The 19,183-nt window shown below is 62.3% G+C and carries 16 protein-coding genes; 8 read left to right on the top strand and 8 right to left on the bottom strand.

All coding sequences use genetic code 11. The features are described from left to right. Positions 1-15 precede the first annotated feature (15 nt). Positions 16-1,167, top strand: a complete 1,152-nt coding sequence (locus SB753_RS23455; RefSeq protein ID WP_410802077.1) for a Gfo/Idh/MocA family protein — start codon at positions 16-18, stop codon at positions 1,165-1,167. Between the two features lie 30 nt (positions 1,168-1,197). On the opposite strand, the gene SB753_RS23450 is transcribed toward SB753_RS23455, so the two are convergent. From SB753_RS23450 to SB753_RS23430, 5 genes are all read right to left on the bottom strand, one after another. After that, a complete protein-coding gene (locus tag SB753_RS23450; protein WP_410802075.1) occupies positions 1,198-1,458 on the bottom strand; it encodes a hypothetical protein in 261 nt (86 codons plus the stop codon). 62 nt (positions 1,459-1,520) lie between these two features. After that, on the bottom strand, positions 1,521-4,715 hold the full coding sequence (locus SB753_RS23445; protein ID WP_410802073.1) for an efflux RND transporter permease subunit: 3,195 nt from the start codon (positions 4,713-4,715) through the stop codon (positions 1,521-1,523). Positions 4,716-4,730: 15 nt separating this feature from the next. Further along, the gene (locus SB753_RS23440; RefSeq protein ID WP_410802071.1) at positions 4,731-5,954 is read right to left on the bottom strand and encodes an efflux RND transporter periplasmic adaptor subunit; all 1,224 of its coding nucleotides are present in this window, start codon (positions 5,952-5,954) and stop codon (positions 4,731-4,733) included. 223 nt (positions 5,955-6,177) lie between these two features. After that, complete coding sequence (locus SB753_RS23435) at positions 6,178-7,338, bottom strand: ABC transporter substrate-binding protein (RefSeq protein ID WP_410802069.1); 1,161 nt, start codon at positions 7,336-7,338, stop codon at positions 6,178-6,180. A gap of 42 nt (positions 7,339-7,380) precedes the next feature. Continuing rightward, positions 7,381-8,322, bottom strand: coding sequence for a CysB family HTH-type transcriptional regulator (locus SB753_RS23430; RefSeq protein ID WP_020065144.1), 942 nt, complete (start codon positions 8,320-8,322; stop codon positions 7,381-7,383). 228 nt (positions 8,323-8,550) lie between these two features. Here SB753_RS23430 and SB753_RS23425 point away from each other — a divergent pair, with 228 nt between their 5' ends. The 6 genes from SB753_RS23425 (at position 8,551) to cobA (ending at position 14,779) form a co-directional block, all read left to right on the top strand. Then, complete coding sequence (locus SB753_RS23425; protein ID WP_410802067.1) at positions 8,551-10,230, top strand: nitrite/sulfite reductase; 1,680 nt, start codon at positions 8,551-8,553, stop codon at positions 10,228-10,230. Between the two features lie 22 nt (positions 10,231-10,252). Further along, the gene (locus tag SB753_RS23420) at positions 10,253-10,801 is read left to right on the top strand and encodes a DUF934 domain-containing protein (RefSeq protein ID WP_410802065.1); all 549 of its coding nucleotides are present in this window, start codon (positions 10,253-10,255) and stop codon (positions 10,799-10,801) included. Beyond that, positions 10,798-11,550, top strand: coding sequence for a phosphoadenylyl-sulfate reductase (locus tag SB753_RS23415; RefSeq protein ID WP_288823731.1), 753 nt, complete (start codon positions 10,798-10,800; stop codon positions 11,548-11,550). Before SB753_RS23420 ends, SB753_RS23415 begins: the two co-directional genes overlap by 4 nt. Before the next feature lie 124 nt (positions 11,551-11,674). Next, complete coding sequence (cysD, locus tag SB753_RS23410) at positions 11,675-12,637, top strand: sulfate adenylyltransferase subunit CysD (protein ID WP_027775707.1); 963 nt, start codon at positions 11,675-11,677, stop codon at positions 12,635-12,637. Between the two features lie 17 nt (positions 12,638-12,654). After that, positions 12,655-13,971: a sulfate adenylyltransferase subunit 1 gene (locus tag SB753_RS23405; protein ID WP_027804174.1), complete on the top strand. Its 1,317-nt coding sequence runs from the start codon at positions 12,655-12,657 to the stop codon at positions 13,969-13,971. Between the two features lie 52 nt (positions 13,972-14,023). Then, positions 14,024-14,779, top strand: coding sequence for a uroporphyrinogen-III C-methyltransferase (gene cobA / locus SB753_RS23400; RefSeq protein WP_204520378.1), 756 nt, complete (start codon positions 14,024-14,026; stop codon positions 14,777-14,779). Positions 14,780-14,866: 87 nt separating this feature from the next. On the opposite strand, the gene SB753_RS23395 is transcribed toward cobA, so the two are convergent. From SB753_RS23395 to lptF, 3 genes are read right to left on the bottom strand one after another with little or no spacing between them, the layout of a single operon-like run. After that, positions 14,867-15,247, bottom strand: coding sequence for a sirohydrochlorin chelatase (locus tag SB753_RS23395; RefSeq protein WP_020065151.1), 381 nt, complete (start codon positions 15,245-15,247; stop codon positions 14,867-14,869). A gap of 11 nt (positions 15,248-15,258) precedes the next feature. After that, on the bottom strand, positions 15,259-16,407 hold the full coding sequence (gene lptG / locus SB753_RS23390; protein ID WP_410802062.1) for an LPS export ABC transporter permease LptG: 1,149 nt from the start codon (positions 16,405-16,407) through the stop codon (positions 15,259-15,261). A 3-nt stretch (positions 16,408-16,410) separates the two neighbouring features. Further along, positions 16,411-17,508 carry an LPS export ABC transporter permease LptF gene (gene lptF / locus SB753_RS23385; protein ID WP_410802060.1) on the bottom strand — a complete coding sequence of 366 codons (1,098 nt, stop codon included), beginning with the start codon at positions 17,506-17,508 and terminating at the stop codon, positions 16,411-16,413. A 137-nt stretch (positions 17,509-17,645) separates the two neighbouring features. On the opposite strand from lptF, the gene SB753_RS23380 reads away from it, so the two are divergent. Then, positions 17,646-19,157 (top strand): leucyl aminopeptidase, encoded by a 1,512-nt coding sequence (locus SB753_RS23380; RefSeq protein ID WP_410802058.1) that lies wholly within the window; start codon positions 17,646-17,648, stop codon positions 19,155-19,157. The last annotated feature ends 26 nt before the right edge of the window (positions 19,158-19,183 follow it).

Raw genomic sequence — 19,183 nt, 5'->3', positions numbered from 1 at the left:
AAAGGAGCGGACAAGATGCCATCCAGAAGACTCAGATTGGGCATGGTCGGCGGTGGACAGGGCGCGTTCATCGGCGCGGTGCATCGGATTGCGGCGCGCCTCGACGATCGCTTCGAACTCGTCGCCGGCGCGTTGTCGTCCGATCCCGAACGCGCGCGAGCGAGCGCCGCTGAGGCGGGCATTGCGCGAAGCTACGCTGACTGGCAGGAGATGGCGCGAGCGGAAGCAGCGCTCGACGACGGTATCGACGCCGTCGCGATAGTGACGCCGAACCATCTTCATGCGCCGGTTGCCACCGCGTTTCTCGAAGCCGGCATTCATGTGGTGTGCGATAAGCCGCTTGCAATTTCGCTTGCCGAAGGCGAGGCGCTCGCCAAACTCGCGCATCAGAAGAACAAGCTTTTCGCGCTGACGCATACGTACTCCGGCTATCCACTGGTGCGTCATGCACGCGAGTTGGTCGAAGCGGGCGAGCTTGGGCAGATACGCGTCGTACAGGTCGAATACGCGCAAGACTGGCTGGCCGAGCCGATCGAAACGGGCGGCTTGAACAAGCAGGCCGGCTGGCGCACGGACCCGGCTTTAGCGGGCCCGGCGGGCTGTCTCGGCGATATCGGCACGCACGCGTATCACCTTGCCGCTTTCGTCACGGGTATGACGCCTGCCGCGCTTTCCGCCGAGTTGCACACGTTCGTGCCGGGGCGCCGCATCGACGATCATGTGCAGGCGATGCTGCGTTATGAGAACGGCGCGCGCGGCATGCTATGGGCGAGCCAGGTCGCGAGCGGCGCGGAAAACGCTTTACGTCTGCGCGTTTATGGGACCAAAGCGGGCATATCGTTCGACCAGGAGCAGCCCAACGAACTGTGGTTCACACCGCTCGGCGGGGCAGCCGAACGCCTGACGCGTGGACGCGTAAGCGGCGCGAGCGCGATTCATGCGACGCGCTTGCCGCCAGGTCATCCTGAAGGTTATCTCGAAGCATTCGCGCAGTTGTATAAGGACGCCGCGTTGCAGATCGAAGCGTTGGACGAGGGCCGCGCGTTGCCGGCGGAAAGCCTGCTGCTCACGACAGTGGAGGACGGCGTGGCCGGTCTGCGCTTTATCGATGCGGTGCTCGCGAGCAGTGCTGCAGACGGGCAATGGCGCGAGATCGAGAAGTCGTAGAGCCACGCGGTCGCTGCGCGGCTTTACGCTTCATCCGCCTTTGCTCTTCTTGATCTGGGCTTCGAACGCAATGTCGAGCTTGCTCGCCTTGCGCGGTTTTTGCGGACCGTATGCATCGACAAACTTGACGAAGTCGTCAAGCCCGAGCGGATCGGAGACTTTCTTGTCGGTGCCGCCCGATTTGTCGACGAGATAGAAGAGGCCGCCGGAAAGGCTGATCGCGGCGAACTGCGGATTGCCGCTGCGCGTTTTCAAGCGCTCGACAGTGTGGATGGCTCGCGTGGTGCGCATGGTGTGGGACCGCTGATCAGGGAAAGACTATTACTTTAACAATTTCGCCGACCCCCTGCGGCTCAGCCCGCCCGGCGCCGCAACTTCCGTCGCAACCAGTCCGCCCAATCTTCCAGCACGGTGTACACGACAGGCACGACGACGAGCGTCAATATCGACGACGTAATCACTCCGCCAATCACCGTCTGCCCCAGCGGCCCGCGTTGCTCGCCGCCTTCGCCGAGCGCGGCGGCGAGCGGCAGCATGCCGAAGATCATCGCGAGCGTGGTCATCAGAATAGGTCGCAAGCGCACGCGTGCCGCTTCGAGCAACGCCTCGCGCCGCTCCATCACGCGGCCTTTGCCCGAGGCGTCGAGCAGCGTGCCGCGCCGCGCCTGGTTCGCGAAGTCGACGAGCAGGATCGCGTTCTTGGTGACGAGCCCCATCAGCATCACGAAGCCGATGATCGAAAACATGTTGAGCGTGCTGCCGAACAGCAGCAGTGCGACCAGCACGCCGATCAGCGTAAGCGGTAGCGACGCCATGATCGCGAGTGGCTGCGCGAAGCTCGCGAACTGCGAGGCGAGAATCATGTAGATAAAAATAACCGCGAGTGCGAGCGCCTCGACTGCAAACACCAGCGACTCGTTCATGTTCTTGGTCGAACCCTCGAAGCGGTAGCGGTAACCGGCGGGCAGATGCATCGCGTCGAGCGTCTTCGCAATGTCCGACGCGACTTCGCCGGATGAGCGGCCGTTCACGTTCGTGGTCAGCATGACCTCGCGCTGCAGGTCGCGGCGATTCAGCACGTCCGGGCCGGTCGTCTTGACGATGTCCGCGATCTGCCGCAGCGGCACGAGCACCGGTGCGCCGTTCGAGTCGGTGCGGTTGGTGGCGATCATCAACCGCGAGAGATCGTCGATGCTTTCGCGTTGCTCTCGCGGCAAGCGCACGCTGACGTCGTAGTCCTGGTCGTCGGGCGCACGCCATGTGCTGATCGCGTCGCCCGAAAGCAGTGGCCGCAATGCAGTGCCGATGTCCGCCACGCCCACACCCAGGTCGGATGCGAGTTCGCGCTTCACATTGATCGCGACGATCGGCTTGTCGGCCTTCAGGCTCGAATCGAGGTCCACGAGGCCGCGGATCTTGCGCATGCGAGCCTGCGCCGCCTCGGAGAGCCGCCGCAGTTCGTCCATGTTATCGCCCTGCAAGCTGAGCTGGATCGCCTTCGTACTTCCTGCGCCGTCCGGCATGCCGATTTCGGTCACGGTCACGCCCGCCACCGATGCGAGCCGCGCGCGGAACATCTGATTCAGTTCGGCCACGCCGCGTGTGCGGTCGCGCCGGTCTTTCAGCCGCACGGTAATGAGCGCGTTGTTCTTGCCTTGCGTGTTGCCCGAGTTGACCGTTGCATAGGTGTAGCGCACTTCGGGATAAGTCGCGAGAATCGCCTCGACCTGCTGGACCTTCTTCGACGTGGCTTCGAGCGACGTCCCCACCGGCGTGTTCAAGCCGATCTTCGTGATCGAGAAATCCGCGTTTGGCACGAACTCGGTGCCGACAAAAGGCACGAGAAACAGGCTGCCGAAAAAAGTCGCCGCGGCCACTACGAGCGTGATCGCCCGATGTTCGAGCGACCAGCCGAGCAGGCGTTGATAGAGTGCGCTCAGCTGCGCAATCTGCTTGTCGAACAGGTGTAGCGAGCGTTCGACGAAACGGCCGTAACGATAGCCTTTGCGGCCTGTATCCGCGTCGTGGAGATCGGGGTCCGGCCAGATCGACGAGAGCATTGGATCGAGCGTGAACGAGACGAACATCGAAATCAGCACGGCGGCGGCAACCGTAATGCCGAACTGATGGAAGAAGCGGCCGATGATGCCGCCCATGAAGCCGACCGGCAAAAACACCGCGACAATCGAGAAGGTCGTTGCAAGCACCGCCAGTGCGATTTCTTTCGTGCCGTCGAGCGCCGCCGTGCGATGGTCCGCGCCGAGTTGAACGTGCCGCACGATGTTTTCGCGCACCACGATTGCGTCGTCGATCAGAAGGCCCACGCATAGCGACAGCGCCATCAGCGTAATGACATTGATCGTGAAGCCGCACGCGTACATCACTGCGAACGTGCCGATGAGCGCGATCGGCAGCGTAAGACCTGTGATAACCGTGCTGCGCCACGAGCCCAGAAACAGGAACACGATGAACACCGTCAGCAAAGCGCCTTCGAACAACGTGCGCTTCACTTCATTGACGCTCTCTTCGATGTTGATCGACGAGTCGTCGGTGATGTCGAGCTTTACGCCTGGCGGCAACTGCGGCTGCAAGCGCGCGACTTCCGCGCGCACGCCATGTGCGACGTCGACCGTGTTCTCGCCTTGCGCCTTGATGATCGACAGAAACAACGCGCGCCGGCCGTTGAGCAGCGCCATGCTGTCCGCTTCCTGCTGACCGTCGATCACATCGGCGACCTGATCTAGCGTCACCGGCTGCGAGGTGGACGAAGCCGTCGGGATCGCCGACTGCGCGCCGCGCCGGGCGACGATGATCCGCTTGAAGTCAGCCGGCGTTTCGAAGCGGCCCTTTACCTGCACCGTCTGCTCGACGCTGTTCGACGTGAGCGGCCCGGCTGGAATCTCCTGGTTCTCGTTTTGCACCGCACGGATCACCTGATCCACGCCGACCGAAAGCGCCTGCAGTTTCTGCGGGTCCACGTCGATTTGCACTTGCCGCTTCACGCCGCCGACAAGCGACACCGAGCCGACACCGCGCACGGTCTCCAGCCGCTTGCGCACGATCTGATCGGCGACGGTGGTGAGATCGCGCGTGGACAGCGACGCGCCCGGCGCATTCGAGACCGCAACCGTCACGATCGGCATATCAGCCGGGTCGTAGCGCAATACGCGCGGCTCCTTGACGCCGTCGCGCAGGTCGGGGCGGATCAGCGCGATCTTGTCGCGCACGTCCTGCGCGGCCTGCACCGCATCCACCGCGAGATCGAACTGCACGATCACGACCGATTGCGCGTCGTACGAACGCGACGTGATCTGATCGATGCCGCTGATCGTGTTGACGGCTTCCTCGATCTTGCGCGTGACGTCCGACTCGACCGATTCGGGCGATGCGCCCGGATACGCCGTCTGCACGACGACGATCGGGAACGTGATGTCGGGGAACTGATCGACCTTGAGCCGCTGATACGAGAAGAGGCCTATCACGAGGAAGGCCATCATCATCATCGTGGCGAGCACCGGGTTGCCGATGCTGATGCGGGTGAACCACATGGGCGAGCGCTCCGCTCAGCGCTGGCCGGAGCCGGGCGCGCCGGTCGCCGGTGCTGGCGCTGGGCTCGGAACTGGAATTGGAACTGGCCTGGATGCAGGCGCAGTGGCTCCCGCCGCGGGCACCATATGCACGGTGCTGCCGATGCGCAACGAGCCGAGATTGTTCTTCACGATCTGCTGGCCCGAGGCCAGCGGGCCGCCGACGATCTCGGTCCACGTACCGCCGTCGGCGTCTCCGGTGATTCCGGTCTGCACCTGCTGTTCCACGAGTTTGCCGCCGACGAGCGCATAGACGCTATGGCGCGCGGCGTCGGTACGCACGGCGGTGGCGGGCACCGCCAGCACGTTTTCCCTGCTGCCGACCGAGATAGTGCCGGTGCCGAACATGCCCACACGCAATGTGCCCGAAGGATTCGCCACCCGGACATACACCATGATCGAGCGCGAACCGGGCTGCGCGGCGGGATTGATGCGAGTGATTGCGCCTTGTACCGGCCCGTCGATGCCGTCGAACATGATCTGCACCGGCTGGCCGATCCGTACGCGGCCGATCTCGCCGACCGGCACCGGCGCTTCGAGTTCGAGAGTGCGCAGATCGACCACGTCGAAGAGCTTGGTATCCACGGCGACCTTTTCGCCTGGCTCGACCGAACGCGACGCAATCTGCCCGTTGAGCGGCGAGCGCACCACGGTGTCGGCGAGCGACAGATTCGACGACGCGAGCGCCGCGCGCGCCGCATCGAGATTCGCACGCGCTATCTCGTACTGGCTTTGCGCAGTGTCGAACGCGTTCTTCGAAATGAAACCTTTCTCCACCAGCACGCGATTGTTTTCGAGCGTTTGCCTTGCAATGTCCAGTTGCCCCACCATTGCGGCCATCTGACCGCGGCTTTGCTCGGCGCGCGCCACGTAGTCGCGGGCATCGATCTTCGCGAGAATCTGGCCGCTCTGCACAGCGTCGCCTTCGCGCACGGCGACTTCCAGTACCGAACCGGCGACCTTCGATTTGACGGCGGCTTGCGTGACGGCGCGCAGCGAGCCGGTAAGAGGCAGCGTCTGGACGAGCGAGCGGCGGCTGACCGTGGTGAGATCGTCGGGAGAGAATTCGATCACGGAAGATGCAGTGTCCGCCGTGGTGGCGGGCGTTTCGCGCTTTCTGATCGCCTGGGCTATCGCGATGGCGAGAATCACGACGGCAACCACGGCGGCGATGATGATGCGTTTTCTGGTCTTTAGCATGCGCGATCTGACGGACTTCACGGATTGGCGATACACGCGGATTCGGCGGTGGCCCGAGAGGCGGCGGCTTGAGGCACGGGCGCGCCGCGCGCTCGTTGCGCAATCGGCAAGTTAACCTGAGCCCGCGCTCACCGCAAGCTGGCCGTCAGCATGGTACACGGAGGTTGCGGCGCGCGAGACCGGGCCCGCGGCGCCGCTCGAGCGTGCGCACGCAGAACAACGCTTACTGACTCAGATAAACGAACTTGCCGTTCCTGATGATGCCCATCACGCTCGCGCGCTGATCCAGTCCCACGTGGTCCTTCGCGCTCGTATTGACGACGCCGTTCGGCACCACCAGTTCATGCGCGTGTTCCAGTTCGTTGCGCAACGCCACGCGGAAGGCCTCCGTGCCAGGCTGCGCGGTCTTGAGCGCGCGCGTCACCGCGTCCTGCAAACGCGGATAGACGCCCGCTGCATCGCCCGCGAATTGCGTGACGCTGCCCGGTCCGTACTTCGCCTCGTACTCGTTCGCGAACGCGAGCGCCGCCTTTTTCGCCGGATGATCGGCCGGCAACGTGCGCGCGACGACGACCGGCTGCGTCGGGAACAGCGTGCCTTCCACGTCCTTGCCGCCGAGCTTGATGAATTCCGGCGTTGCGATGCCATGCGTCTGGTAGATCGGCCCTTTGAAACCGCGCTCGATCAGCGTGCGCTGCGGCAACACGGTCGGCGTGCCCGCGCCTGCGATCAGGATCGCGTCGGGCTTCGCGGCCATCAGCTTGAGAACCTGGCCGGTCACGCTCGCGTCGGTGCGGTTATAGCGCTCGGTCGCGACCAGTTGAATGTGGCGCAGCGCCGCGAATTTGCTGAACTCGTTGAGCCAGCTCTCGCCGTAGCCGTCCGCGAAACCAATGAAACCGACTGTCTTGACGTTGTGGTTCGACATGTAGCGCGTCATCACGTCGGCCATCGCGCTGTCGGTCTGCGCCATCTTGTACGCCCACACCTTCTTGCCTTCCTGCGGCTCCACGACGCTCGCCGAGCCGATCAGCGTGATCATCGGCGTCTGGCTTTCGGCGACCGGATCGAGCGCGGCCATCGCCGCGGGCGTGATGTTCGGGCCGACGATCACGTCGACGTGATCTTCGTTGATCAGCTTACGGATGTTGCGCACGGCGGCGCCGGGGTCGGAGGCGTCGTCGAGAAAAATGTAGTCGGCTTTCTGGCCGGCGATGGTGGCCGGCCACATCAGCATGGCGTTCTTGCTCGTAATGCCGATCACCGCGGCGGGGCCGGTGCTCGACAGATCGATGCCGACCTTGATGTCGGCGTGCGCGGAGGTGGCGAACAAAAGAGCGCCGAGAGCGGCGAGGCCGCGAAGTTTGTTGTTATGCGACGTCATCGATGGGTCTCCGTAGCGGGATAGCAGGAAGCGGTGGTGAGTTCAAAGTTCGTAGGTTTCGTGTTCGCCCTTGAGCGCCTGTTCGATCAGCTTGCGGTTCATGCTCGGCGACAGCAATTCGACGAGTGTGTACACATAGCTGCGCAGATACGCGCCCTGTTTGAGCGCGACTCGCGTCACATTGCTGCCGAACAGGTGGCCGACCGGCATTGCCCGCAAATGGCGGTCGCGCTCGGCGTTGAATGCAATGTCCGCCATGATGCCGACGCCGAGGCCCAGTTCCACGTAGGTTTTGATCACATCGGCGTCGATGGCCTCCAGCACGATGTCCGGATGCAGCCCGCGCAGCCGGAACGCCTCGTTGATCTTGGTGCGGCCAGCGAACGCGTTGTCGTAGGTAATCAGCGGATACTGGGTCAGATCGTCCAGCGACAGCAGTTTGCGGTCGAGCAGAGGATGGTCCGGCTGCATCACCGCCACGTGGTGCCACTGGAAGCACGGCAGCGAGACCAGTTCCTTATAGTTGGCGATCGCTTCCGTCGCAATGGCGAGGTCCGCCTGGTCGTGCAGCACCATCTCGGCGACCTGCGTCGGGCTTCCTTGCAGTATCGAAAGGTGGACCTTGGGAAAGCGTTTCTTGAATTCGGCGATGGCGGCCGGCAGCGAGTAGCGCGCCTGGGTATGCGTGGCGGCGATCACGAGGTTGCCCTGGTCCTGCGCCGCGTAGTCTTTGCCGACGCGCTTCAGGCTTTCGACTTCCTGCAAGATCCGCTCAACCGACTGAAGAATGATCCGGCCCGGCTCGGTGAGCGAGCGAACGCGCTTGCCGTGGCGTGTGAAGATTTCGACGCCCAGTTCGTCCTCGAGCTCGATGATCGCCTTCGAAACGCCTGGCTGGCTTGTATACAGCGCCTTGGCTGCTTCGGTCAGGTTGAAGTTCTGCCGCACAGCCTCGCGGACGAAGCGGAACTGATGCAGGTTCATATATAACCTCTCCGCATATCAAAAGAATTTTTTAGTCGTTTGAAATATAAGGCGAGTTTATTACGATCTGTCCATCTTTTTCAATATGGATATCTGTATTTGTTATAAGCAAATGAGAGATAGGTCTAAACCCTGACTCGATCCAGCTGACAAACACAGATGTTCAGAGCGCGGCGAAACCGGATCGCCTCGTGTCACGCGGTAACGCAAAAAAATTGGGGTCCCCGAATGTACCAATACGATCAGTACGACCAGACCATCGTCGATGAACGGGTCGCGCAGTACGCCGATCAGGTTCGCCGCCGTCTGTCGGGCGAATTGAGCGAAGAGGAGTTCCGTCCGCTGCGGCTGCAGAATGGCCTGTACTACCAGCGCCACGCGTACATGCACCGCATCGCGATTCCGTACGGCAATCTGCGCAGCGACCAGCTTCGCATGCTCGCGCAGATCGCGCGCGAGCACGACCGGGGCTACGGCCACTTCTCCACGCGTTCGAACATCCAGTACAACTGGATCAAGCTCGAGGAAACGCCGGAGATTCTGCGCAAGCTCGCGTCGGTGCAGATGCACGGCATTCAGACCTCGGGCAATTGCATCCGCAACATCACCGCCGATCAGTTCGCGGGCGTGGCGCCGGACGAATACGTCGATCCGCGCCCTTGGGCGGAAATTCTGCGTCAATGGTCGACGTTCCACCCCGAATTCGCGTGGCTGCCGCGCAAGTTCAAGATCGCCGTGTCCGGTTCGCACGAAGACCGTGCCGCCGTGCAGATTCATGACATGGGCGTGTATGTGAAGCGCAATGCTCAGGGCGAACTCGTGGTCGACATTCTGGCGGGCGGCGGTTTGGGCCGCACGCCGATCGTCGGCGCGGTGATCCGCAAAGACCTGCCATGGCAACACCTGCTGACGTACAGCGAAGCCGTGCTGCGTGTGTACAACCGCTACGGCCGCCGCGACAACATGTACAAGGCGCGCATCAAGATTCTGGTGAAGGCGCTCTCCCCGGAGAAGTTCGCCGCGCAGGTCGAGGAAGAATGGCAGCACCTGAAGGACGGCCCTTCGACGCTCACGCAGGCCGAGTTGGATCGCGTGTCGCAATACTTCCAGCCGCCGGTGTACGAAAAGCTGGCCGACACGGACGCTTCGTTCGAAAAGCATCTGCTGGAAAACCGCGCGTTCGCCCGCTGGGTGGAGCGCAATGTGCGTCCGCATAAGGTTTCGGGCTATGCAGCGGTCACGCTGTCGCTGAAGAACGGCGTAGTCGCGCCGGGCGACGCCACCGACGCGCAAATGGAAGCGGTCGCCGATTGGGCCGACGAGTACTCGCTGGGCGAGATCCGCGTGTCGCACGAACAGAACCTGATTCTCGCGAACGTCAAAAAGCGCGACCTGTTCGCGTTGTGGGAAAAGGCCAAGGCACAAGGTTTCGCAACGCCGAACATCGGCTTGCTGACCGACATCATCGCGTGCCCGGGAGGCGACTTCTGCTCGCTCGCGAATGCGAAGTCGATTCCGATTGCGCTCGCCATCCAGGAGCGTTTCAACGATCTCGATTACGTGTACGACCTGGGCGACGTATCGCTGAACATCTCGGGTTGCATCAACGCTTGCGGTCATCACCACGTCGGCAATATCGGCATTCTGGGCGTCGATAAGGACGGCTCGGAGTGGTATCAGGTGACGCTCGGCGGCGAGCAAGGTACAGGCGAAAGCGGCGCTCAGCTGGGCCGCGTGATCGGCCCGTCGTTCTCGGCGGAAGAAATGCCGGACGTGATGACGAAGGTGATCGACACGTTCGTTGAAAACCGCCATGAAGGCGAGCGTTTCATCGACACGTACACCCGCATCGGCATGGCTCCGTTCAAGGAACGCGTGTACGCGTCGCGTCAACCGGCTCACGCGTAACCGCGCAAAGGATAAAGAACAGATGGCTTCTATCATCAAGAACCGCGCGATCGTCAACGATGACTGGACGCTCGTGCGCCCGGCGGAAGACGGCTCGCTGCCCGCGGTGACCGAACTGCCGGCTGGCCGCGTGCTGGTGCCGCTCGCGTTGTGGAAGGCAGAGCGCGATGCGTTGAGCGCTTCGCGCAGTGCCGCTGAACTCGGCGTGTGGCTCGCGCCGGACAGCGAACCGGCGGACATTGCCGGCGACTTCGACAAGCTTGCAGTGATCGCCGTGGACTTCCCGGTGTTCCGTGACGGCCGCGGTTATAGCATCGGCCGCCTGCTGCGTGAGCGTTATGGCTACAAGGGCGAACTGCGCGCGATCGGCGACGTGCTGCGCGACCAGGTGCGTTTGATGTTCCGTTGCGGCTTCGACGCTTTTGCGGTGCGCGCGGACAAGGACATCAGCGACGCGCTGAAAGCATTCGACGATTTCACCGTGCAATACCAGGGCGCGTTCGACGAGCCGGCGCCGCTGTTCCGCCGCCGCGCAGTTTCGTCCTCTGCTTCGCAGAAGGTTTCGGCATGAGCGCCACCTCGTTGCAATCGCTCACACCGGAACTCGCCGCGAAGGTCGAGCGCCTTGACGCGCTGCTCGATTCGATCGCTGCTCGTCACTCGAACGTGAAGCTCGCAAGCAGTCTCGCCGCCGAAGACATGTTGCTCACGCATGCGATTTTGTCGCGCGGCGTGAAGATCGGCATCTTCTCGCTGAATACGGGCCGCTTGCATGCCGAGACGCTCGGCATGATCGATCGTGTAAAAGAGCGCTATGGCTACGACATCGAGCAGTTTCATCCGCAGGCTGCCGCGATTGACGAATACGTCGCGTCGCATGGGCTGAATGCTTTCTACGAGAGCGTCGATCTGCGCAAGCGCTGCTGCGAAATCCGCAAGGTCGAGCCGTTGAACCGTGCGCTGTCGGACGTGAGCGCGTGGGTGACGGGCCAGCGTCGGGAGCAGTCGGTGACGCGTGCCGAATTGCACGAGGAAGAACACGACGCCGCGCGCAACATCGCGAAGTTCAATCCGCTGACCGACTGGACCGAGGCTGAGGTCTGGGACTATCTGAAAGCCTTCGACGTGCCGGTGAATCCGCTGCATGCGCGCGGTTATCCGAGCATTGGCTGCGAGCCTTGCACGCGTGCGGTGCGTCCGGGCGAAGATAGCCGGGCCGGCCGCTGGTGGTGGGAATCGCGCGATACGAAGGAATGCGGACTTCATATCACGACGATTACGCCGATTGCAGTCGACCGCGGCGAGAACGCTCCGGCCTGATGCATTGCCTGAATTGTGTTGCGTCGAGGACTTGGCTTTGCCACTTCACGCCGCACATACCGAATTGAATATCAGCGCTTTCACGGGCAACCGCTCGACAAGCGAATCAACGAAGGACCCAAACATGAGCACCACGCTCGATTCCACTGTCAACGCTCCGCTTGCCAACACGGCGAACCGGATGGATCACCTCGATTGGCTCGAAGCCGAGTCGATTCATATCCTGCGCGAACTGGTTGCCGAATGCAGCAAGCCCGCGCTGCTGTTTTCGGGCGGCAAGGACTCGGTCGTCGTGCTGGCGCTCGCGCTAAAGGCCTTCGGCATCGGCGCAAATCGCAAGACCGTGTTGCCGTTCCCGCTCGTGCATATCGACACCGGTCATAACTACGACGAAGTGATCGACTTCCGCGACCGTCGCGCGAAAGAGATCGGCGCGGAACTGGTGGTCGGTCACGTTGAAGATTCGATCAAGCGCGGCACGGTGCGTTTGCGCCGCGAAACGGATTCGCGCAACGCGGCGCAAGCCGTCACGCTGCTCGAAACCATCGAACAGCACGGCTATACCGCGCTGATCGGCGGCGCGCGCCGTGACGAAGAGAAAGCCCGTGCGAAAGAGCGCATTTTCTCGTTCCGCGACGAGTTCGGCCAGTGGGACCCGAAAGCGCAGCGCCCGGAACTGTGGAGCCTGTATAACGCCCGTCTGCATAACGGCGAGCATCTGCGTGTGTTCCCGATCTCGAACTGGACCGAACTCGACGTGTGGCAATACATCGCTCGCGAAAAGCTCGAACTGCCGTCGATCTACTACGCGCACCAACGCGAGATCGTGCGACGCAATGGCCTGCTCGTGCCGGTCACACCGCTCACGCCGATGCGCGAAGGCGAAGTCAGCGAAACGGCACAGGTGCGCTTTCGCACCGTGGGCGATATTAGCTGCACGTGCCCGGTCGAGAGCGACGCGGACGATCTGGAGAAGATCATCGCCGAAACGGCCGTGACGGAAATCACGGAACGCGGCGCGACGCGGATGGACGATCAGGTCTCCGAAGCCGCGATGGAACAGCGTAAGAAGCAGGGTTATTTCTAAGCACACGAGGCAATGCAATCATGAATATTCATCAACCGGAAGACCTCGGCGTGCTTCGCTTCATTACCGCTGGCAGCGTGGACGACGGCAAGAGCACGTTGATCGGCCGCCTGCTGTACGACAGCAAAGCCGTTTTGAGCGATCAGCTTTCCGCACTGTCGCGCGCGAAGAACAAGCGCACCGTGGGCGATGAAATCGATCTGTCGCTGCTGACCGACGGCCTCGAAGCCGAGCGCGAGCAGGGCATTACGATCGACGTCGCCTATCGTTACTTCGCGACCGCGAAGCGCAAGTTCATCATCGCCGATACGCCGGGCCACGAGCAGTACACGCGCAACATGGTGACGGGCGCGTCGACCGCGCACGCGGCGATCATTCTGGTCGACGCAACGCGGGTGACGTTCGTCGACGGCGTCGCGCAATTGCTGCCGCAAACCAAGCGTCATAGCGCGATCGTCAAGCTGCTCGGCTTGCAGCACGTGATCGTTGCCATCAACAAGATGGATCTGGTCGAATACAGCGAAGCGCGGTTCAACGAGATTCGCGACGCGTATGTCGATCTCGCGCGTCAACTCGGCTTGAGCAACGTGCGCTTCGTGCCGGTGTCGGCGCTGAAGGGCGACAACATCGTGACGGCGAGCGAAAGCATGCCGTGGTATGCGGGCGAGCCGCTGCTCGATCTGCTCGAAGCGTTGCCGGTCGAAGTGCCGACGGGCCAGGCGCTGCGTTTCCCGGTGCAATGGGTCGCGCGTCAGGATGGCAGCCAGGCCGACGATTTCCGCGGCTACATGGGCCGTGTGGAAGCGGGTGAGGTCAAGGTGGGCGACACGATCGTCGTGTTGCCGGCCAACCGCGAAGCGACGGTTGCGGAGATCATCGCGCCGGTGGTCGGCGGCACGGCGCAGGTGGATCGCGCGTTCGCCGGTCAAACGGTGACGATCCGTCTCGCGGAAGACGTGGACGTGTCGCGCGGCGATACGTTCGTTCTGCGCGAAGCGGCTCCGGAGCCGGCGAAGAAACTCGAAGCCGACCTGTGCTGGTTCGACGACACGCCGCTTTCCACGCAACGCAAGTATCTGTTGAAGCAGACCACCAATACGGTGTTCGCGCGCATCGGCGCGATCAAGGAAGTGCTCGACGTGCATACGCTGTCGCAGTCGACGGATCGCCGCGAACTGGCGATGAACGATATCGGCCGCGTAGCGTTGACGTTGCAAAAGCCGTTGGTGTGCGACGTGTATGACTCGCATCAGGGCACGGGCGCGTTCGTGCTGATCGACGAAGCGACTCATCACACGGTCGCGGCCGGGATGATCCGGGCGTTTTCCGCGTAATACTTGGCGCAGCTGCGCACCGCGAACGCCCCTGACGAACAGGCTGAGGCAAATGGGTAAGGTTTATCTGATCGGTGCTGGACCGGGCGCTGCGGACCTGATTACGGTGCGCGGCGCGCGGCTGCTCGCGACCGCCGATGTGGTCCTGCACGACGCGCTGGTGGAGCCCGCGATGCTCGATTACGCGCCGTCCAGCGCACGCCGGATTGCGGTGGGCAAGCGCTGCGGACAACTATCGACGGCGCAGCAGTTCATCAACAAGCAGATCGTGGACGCCGCGTTGGAGCACGAGGTGGTGGTCCGCCTGAAGGGCGGCGATCCGATGCTGTTCGGTCGCGCCGATGAGGAGATGCGCGCTCTCGAGGCGGCCGGCATCGAATATGAGGTCGTGCCCGGCATTACGGCGGCGCTGGCAAGCGCCGCCTCGCTGAAGCGCTCGCTGACGTTGCGCGGCGTATCGCGCAGTGTCGCGCTGGCGACGTTCAGCCGCGCGCCCGGATCCGACGAAATCCGCGAGCAGGTCAACGCCGATTCGCTCGTGTTTTACATGGGCCGCGATAGCGGCGTTGAGATTGCGCAGCAATTGATCGATGCGGGCAAGCCCGTTTCCACGCCTGTCGCGATTGTCGAGGCTTGCAGTACCGAGCGTGAGCGGATGTTGACGCTGACGCTCGAAAAGCTTGCTGCTGGCGAAGCGCAACGGTGGGTGGATGCTTCGCAGCCGAGTCTGGTGATGATTGGGGAGGCGTTTGCTGAGCGGCAGATCAGCGCGCTTCAGTCTGCGAGTGGGATGTTAGTGGCGGCTTAGGTTTTCGACTGCGTTTCCGATTCAAGGCGATGCGCGCCGCTCGGCCCGGCGGAACGCGTCGCTAATCGGCTAAGCAAAACAACGTTATCAAACCTGCCGCAAACAATACGCTGCAACTGCGTCCAGAACTGCTTCGTCCTCGCCGACCGCCACCGCACAGCGAATTTCGACAGCCGGGTAGAGCCCCCGGCACCGCTCGATTAACTCGGGCAAATCCTTCCTGATATGTCCGCCTTGCCCGAAGAACACGGGCACCACGGTGACGAGCGCGCAACCTTGCGTAGCAAGCTGTCCGATAGCCGTGGGCAAATCCGGTTCCATCAATTCCAGAAAGGCGAGGCTCACTGCCTGCGCGCCTTCATCGTGCGCTCGCGCGGCTATTAACTTCTGCGCCAGCCTCTCAAACGGCTCGCGCCAGCGCGCATCTCTCGCGCCATGCCCGAACAACACCAATCCATGCGTAGCCATGACAAAGGCTCCTAGTGCCGGTCAACCCATTTCAATCCGACGAGACCCAGCACCAGATACACCAGCCCTGGGGTTGCCGCCGTTAGCGGCGCAGGCCAGGTGTTGAGCGTGCCGATATGCGAGAACAGCGTGTTGAACAACTGGAAGCTCATGCCGAGCATGATCCCGCCGAACACCTTCATGCCGACCACGCCGGCCCGCGTATGCAGATATGCGAATGGCAGCGACAGCACCAGCATGACGAACACGGCAAACGGATACAGCACCTTGCGCCACAGCGCGATCTCGTAACGCTGCGTGTCCTGATGATTCTCGGTCAGATGCTGGATGTAGCGGAACAGATTGAACATCGACATGCGATCCGGCGACACGAGCAGCACCGAGAGAATCTGCGGCGTAAGCTCTGAGCGCAACGAATATTCGGGCAGCGCAACCTGCTTTGCACGATACACAGGATTGAGCGCGTCGGCCGGCGTGCCCGGAGGCGGCGGCACGTCGATTAATTGCGTATCGGTCACGCCGGTCAATTGCCAATGCCCCGGCGGCTGATATACGCCGGACTTCGCAATGCGCACATTCGCGAGCCGGAACTTCGAATCGAACTCGTAAATCCGTACGTTACTGATTGTCGCGTCCGGCTTCAGTTCGCCGACGTTCACGAAGCGCGTAACCTGCTCGCCGTCCGCGCGCGCCGTGAGCGTGTCTTTCACCCACACGCCCGACTGGAAGTTGCTCGATACCGACGACCCCAGCGCCTCCAGCCGCACACGTTCCGACAACTGATCCGTGTACGGACCGACCACTTCGCCGATCAGATACGTGAGAAACACGAGCGGAATGCCGATCTTCAGCAGAGAGCGCAATGCCTGATTGGTGGCAAGCCCGGATACGCGGAAAATCGTGTACTCGGAGTTCGCCGCCATTTGCGCGAACACGTAGATCGCGCTGATCAACGCGGCAACCGGAATGATTTCGTAGAAGCGCGACGGCGTTTGCAGCGCGACGCGCAATACCGCGTACTGGAATTTATAGTTGCCGTGGCCAACCGAATTGAGTTCGTTAATCAGGTCGAAGAAAAAGAACAGGCCCGAAAACGCGAACAGAATGAAGATGAACGTGAGATAGATCTGACGCGCGAAGTACCTTTCATAGATGCGCATCGGTCACGCTCCCTGCGAACGGGTGAACATGGCCCGCGTGAACAGCGGCCGGTTGCGCACGCGCAGCCAGAAGATGAACGCGACAACCGCGGCCACGATCACATGCAGACTCACGAGTCCAACCCCGAACGACATCTTGCCTTGCTCGATCCACGACTGGACGACGTTCAACAGATTCGAATAGGTCAGATAGATCAGCACGGCCATGACAAGATTGATCGTGCGGCTGCGCCGCGGGTTCTGATGCGCAAGCGGAATGGCGAGCAGCATCAGGTTGATCGCGATGAGCGGCAGACCGGCGCGCCATGCGAACTCCGCGAGATTGTCTCTGGTCGGATTGCGCAGCAGCGTGAGGGTGGGCGTGCCGGTGGTGCTCGTCGTATTGACGACCGGCTGGCTCTCGATTTTGACGCCGTAACGCTCGAACTCCATGATGCGGAAATCCGCGTGTCCCGGTTCGCCCTCATAGCGGCGGCCGTTCTCCAGAACGACAAAGCGGTCGCCGTTCTTATGCGTTTCGGTGTGGCCGTTCTTGGACACGACCACGTTGACCTTGCCGTTCTCCGTGCTCGTCACGAACACGTTCTCCACATGGCCCTGGTCGGGCGACATCTTCTCGATGAAGAACACGCGGTGAGTGCTCGCCGATTCGCGGAACTGGCCGGGCGCGAGTAGCGAAACTTCGTCTCGCTGTTGAAAACGCGCGCGGATCAGCTTGCTCTGCTGGTTGGACCACGGCCAGCCGACGAACACGAAGAACATGATGAGAATGATGATCGGCGTGGCGAAGATGCCAATCGGCTTGATGAACTGCGTGAGACTCACGCCCGAAGACAGCCACACGACCATCTCGGAGTCTTTGTACCAGCGTGTCAGCACGAACAGGATCGACACGAACAGGGTGGCGACGAGCATGATGGCCAGATAGCCGATCACGGTCAGCCCGATCAGGACCAGCACGTCGCGCGGGTCGATTTCGCCCTGCGCCGCGAAGCCGACGATGCGGATCATCATCGTGGTCAGCACGAGCGTGAGGAGAACCATGAACACGGCACCAGCCGTATACGCGAGTTCGCGCTGGAGGGAGCGTTCGAAGATCATTATTGATGACGAGAGGGGGCGCTCTCAGCGACGCGCGGGTTGCTTCCCGTCACGCCTCCGGTGCAGCCGCCGCGGGAAAAATAGCGGATAATTGCGGCTTTCATCCTAAGCCCAGATTTTATCCGAGGACAAGCGCGATGGACTTTAGCATAAAAGCCTGTGATTGGACCAAAGGCTCGTCAAACGGTTTCCTCACCGGGAAATCCGATTGCATCGTAATCGGCGTGTTCGAGTCGCAAACGCTCTCGGGCGCGGCACTTGAGATCGACGCGGCCACCAAGGGCCTCCTGACCCGCATCATCAAGGCGGGCGACATGGACGGCAAAGCGGGCACCACGCTGTTCCTGCACGAAGTCTCGGGTATCGGCGCGTCGCGTGTGCTGCTCGTAGGCCTCGGCAAACAGGACGCTTTCAGTCAGAAAGCCTATGGCGAAGCCGTGCGCGCGGCGTGGCGCGCGCTGCTCACCACGAAGGTCGTGCAGGTCACCTTCACGCTGGCCCAACTGCCTATCCTCGAGCGTACGGCCGACTGGGGCGTGCGCGCCGCGATCCTCGCGCTGCGCGAACTGACCTATAAGTTCACGCAAATGAAGAGCAAGCCGGACAACTCTGCTCGCGCACTGAAGCGCATTGTCTTCAGCGTGAATACAGGCGACGAGAAAGCCGCCAAGCTCGCGGCAAAGCAGGGCGCGGCGCTTGCCAACGGCATGGATCTAACGCGCGACCTTGGCAATCTGCCGAGCAACGTCTGCACGCCGACCTATCTCGCGAACACGGCGAAGAAGCTTGCCAAAGACTGGAAGCTGAAGGTCGAAGTGCTCGGCGAAAAACAGTGCGAAGCGCTGAAGATGGGCTCGTTCCTGTCGGTCACGGCCGGCTCGGTCGAACCCGCGCAGTTCATCGTCCTGCAGTACCAGGGCGGCGCCGCGAAGGCCGCGCCGGTGGTGCTGGTCGGCAAGGGCGTGACGTTCGACACGGGCGGCATTTCGCTCAAGCCAGGCGAAGGCATGGACGAGATGAAGTACGACATGTGCGGCGCCGGTTCGGTGCTGGGCACATTGCGCGCCGTCGCCGAAATGGGCCTGAACATCAACGTGGTCGGCATCATTCCCGCGGTCGAGAACATGCCCTCGGCCACGGCCACGAAGCCGGGCGACATCGTCACCAGCATGAAGGGTTTGACGATCGAAGTGTTGAACACCGACGCAGAAGGGCGCCTGATTTTGTGCGACGCGCTCACTTATGCGGAGCGCTTCAAGCCCGCTGCGGTGATCGACATCGCCACGCTGACGGGTGCTTGCATCATCGCGCTCGGCCACCACAACAGCGGCCTCTTCTCCAAAGACGACGCGCTCGCGGGCGAGTTGCTCGACGCATCGCGTGAGGCATCCGACCCGGCCTGGCGCCTGCCGCTCGACGACGAGTATCAGGAACAGCTGAAGTCGAATTTCGCCGATCTGGCCAACATCGGCGGGCGTCCGGCGGGCAGCGTCACGGCGGCGTGCTTTCTGTCGCGCTTCACCGACGCGTATCCGTGGGCGCACCTCGACATCGCCGGCACCGCATGGAAGAGCGGGGCGGCGAAGGGCGCGACAGGTCGTCCGGTGCCGCTCCTCGCGCAGTTCCTGATCGACCGCGCCGCGCAATGACGCATCGCAGTAACGTTGCACGCGTG

It is taken from the genome of Paraburkholderia sp. SIMBA_053 (assembly GCF_046534895.1).
GTDB classification, from domain to species: domain Bacteria; phylum Pseudomonadota; class Gammaproteobacteria; order Burkholderiales; family Burkholderiaceae; genus Paraburkholderia; species Paraburkholderia caledonica.
The sequence above is the reverse complement of the archived record's forward strand: the minus strand, read 5'-3'. Positions and strand labels throughout refer to the sequence as shown.

Excerpts from the sequence above, each read along its gene's own strand:
- SB753_RS23420 (WP_410802065.1), top strand. The coding sequence starts at position 10,253 with ATGGCTTCTATCATCAAGAACCGCGCGATCGTCAACGATGACTGGACG.
- SB753_RS23435 (WP_410802069.1), bottom strand. The coding sequence starts at position 7,338 with ATGACGTCGCATAACAACAAACTTCGCGGCCTCGCCGCTCTCGGCGCT.
- SB753_RS23380 (WP_410802058.1), top strand. The coding sequence starts at position 17,646 with ATGGACTTTAGCATAAAAGCCTGTGATTGGACCAAAGGCTCGTCAAAC.
- SB753_RS23430 (WP_020065144.1), bottom strand. The coding sequence starts at position 8,322 with ATGAACCTGCATCAGTTCCGCTTCGTCCGCGAGGCTGTGCGGCAGAAC.
- SB753_RS23450 (WP_410802075.1), bottom strand. The coding sequence starts at position 1,458 with ATGCGCACCACGCGAGCCATCCACACTGTCGAGCGCTTGAAAACGCGC.
- lptF (WP_410802060.1), bottom strand. The coding sequence starts at position 17,508 with ATGATCTTCGAACGCTCCCTCCAGCGCGAACTCGCGTATACGGCTGGT.
- SB753_RS23425 (WP_410802067.1), top strand. The coding sequence starts at position 8,551 with ATGTACCAATACGATCAGTACGACCAGACCATCGTCGATGAACGGGTC.
- SB753_RS23455 (WP_410802077.1), top strand. The coding sequence starts at position 16 with ATGCCATCCAGAAGACTCAGATTGGGCATGGTCGGCGGTGGACAGGGC.
- SB753_RS23440 (WP_410802071.1), bottom strand. The coding sequence starts at position 5,954 with ATGCTAAAGACCAGAAAACGCATCATCATCGCCGCCGTGGTTGCCGTC.
- cobA (WP_204520378.1), top strand. The coding sequence starts at position 14,024 with ATGGGTAAGGTTTATCTGATCGGTGCTGGACCGGGCGCTGCGGACCTG.
- cysD (WP_027775707.1), top strand. The coding sequence starts at position 11,675 with ATGAGCACCACGCTCGATTCCACTGTCAACGCTCCGCTTGCCAACACG.
- SB753_RS23395 (WP_020065151.1), bottom strand. The coding sequence starts at position 15,247 with ATGGCTACGCATGGATTGGTGTTGTTCGGGCATGGCGCGAGAGATGCG.
- SB753_RS23445 (WP_410802073.1), bottom strand. The coding sequence starts at position 4,715 with ATGTGGTTCACCCGCATCAGCATCGGCAACCCGGTGCTCGCCACGATG.
- lptG (WP_410802062.1), bottom strand. The coding sequence starts at position 16,407 with ATGCGCATCTATGAAAGGTACTTCGCGCGTCAGATCTATCTCACGTTC.
- SB753_RS23415 (WP_288823731.1), top strand. The coding sequence starts at position 10,798 with ATGAGCGCCACCTCGTTGCAATCGCTCACACCGGAACTCGCCGCGAAG.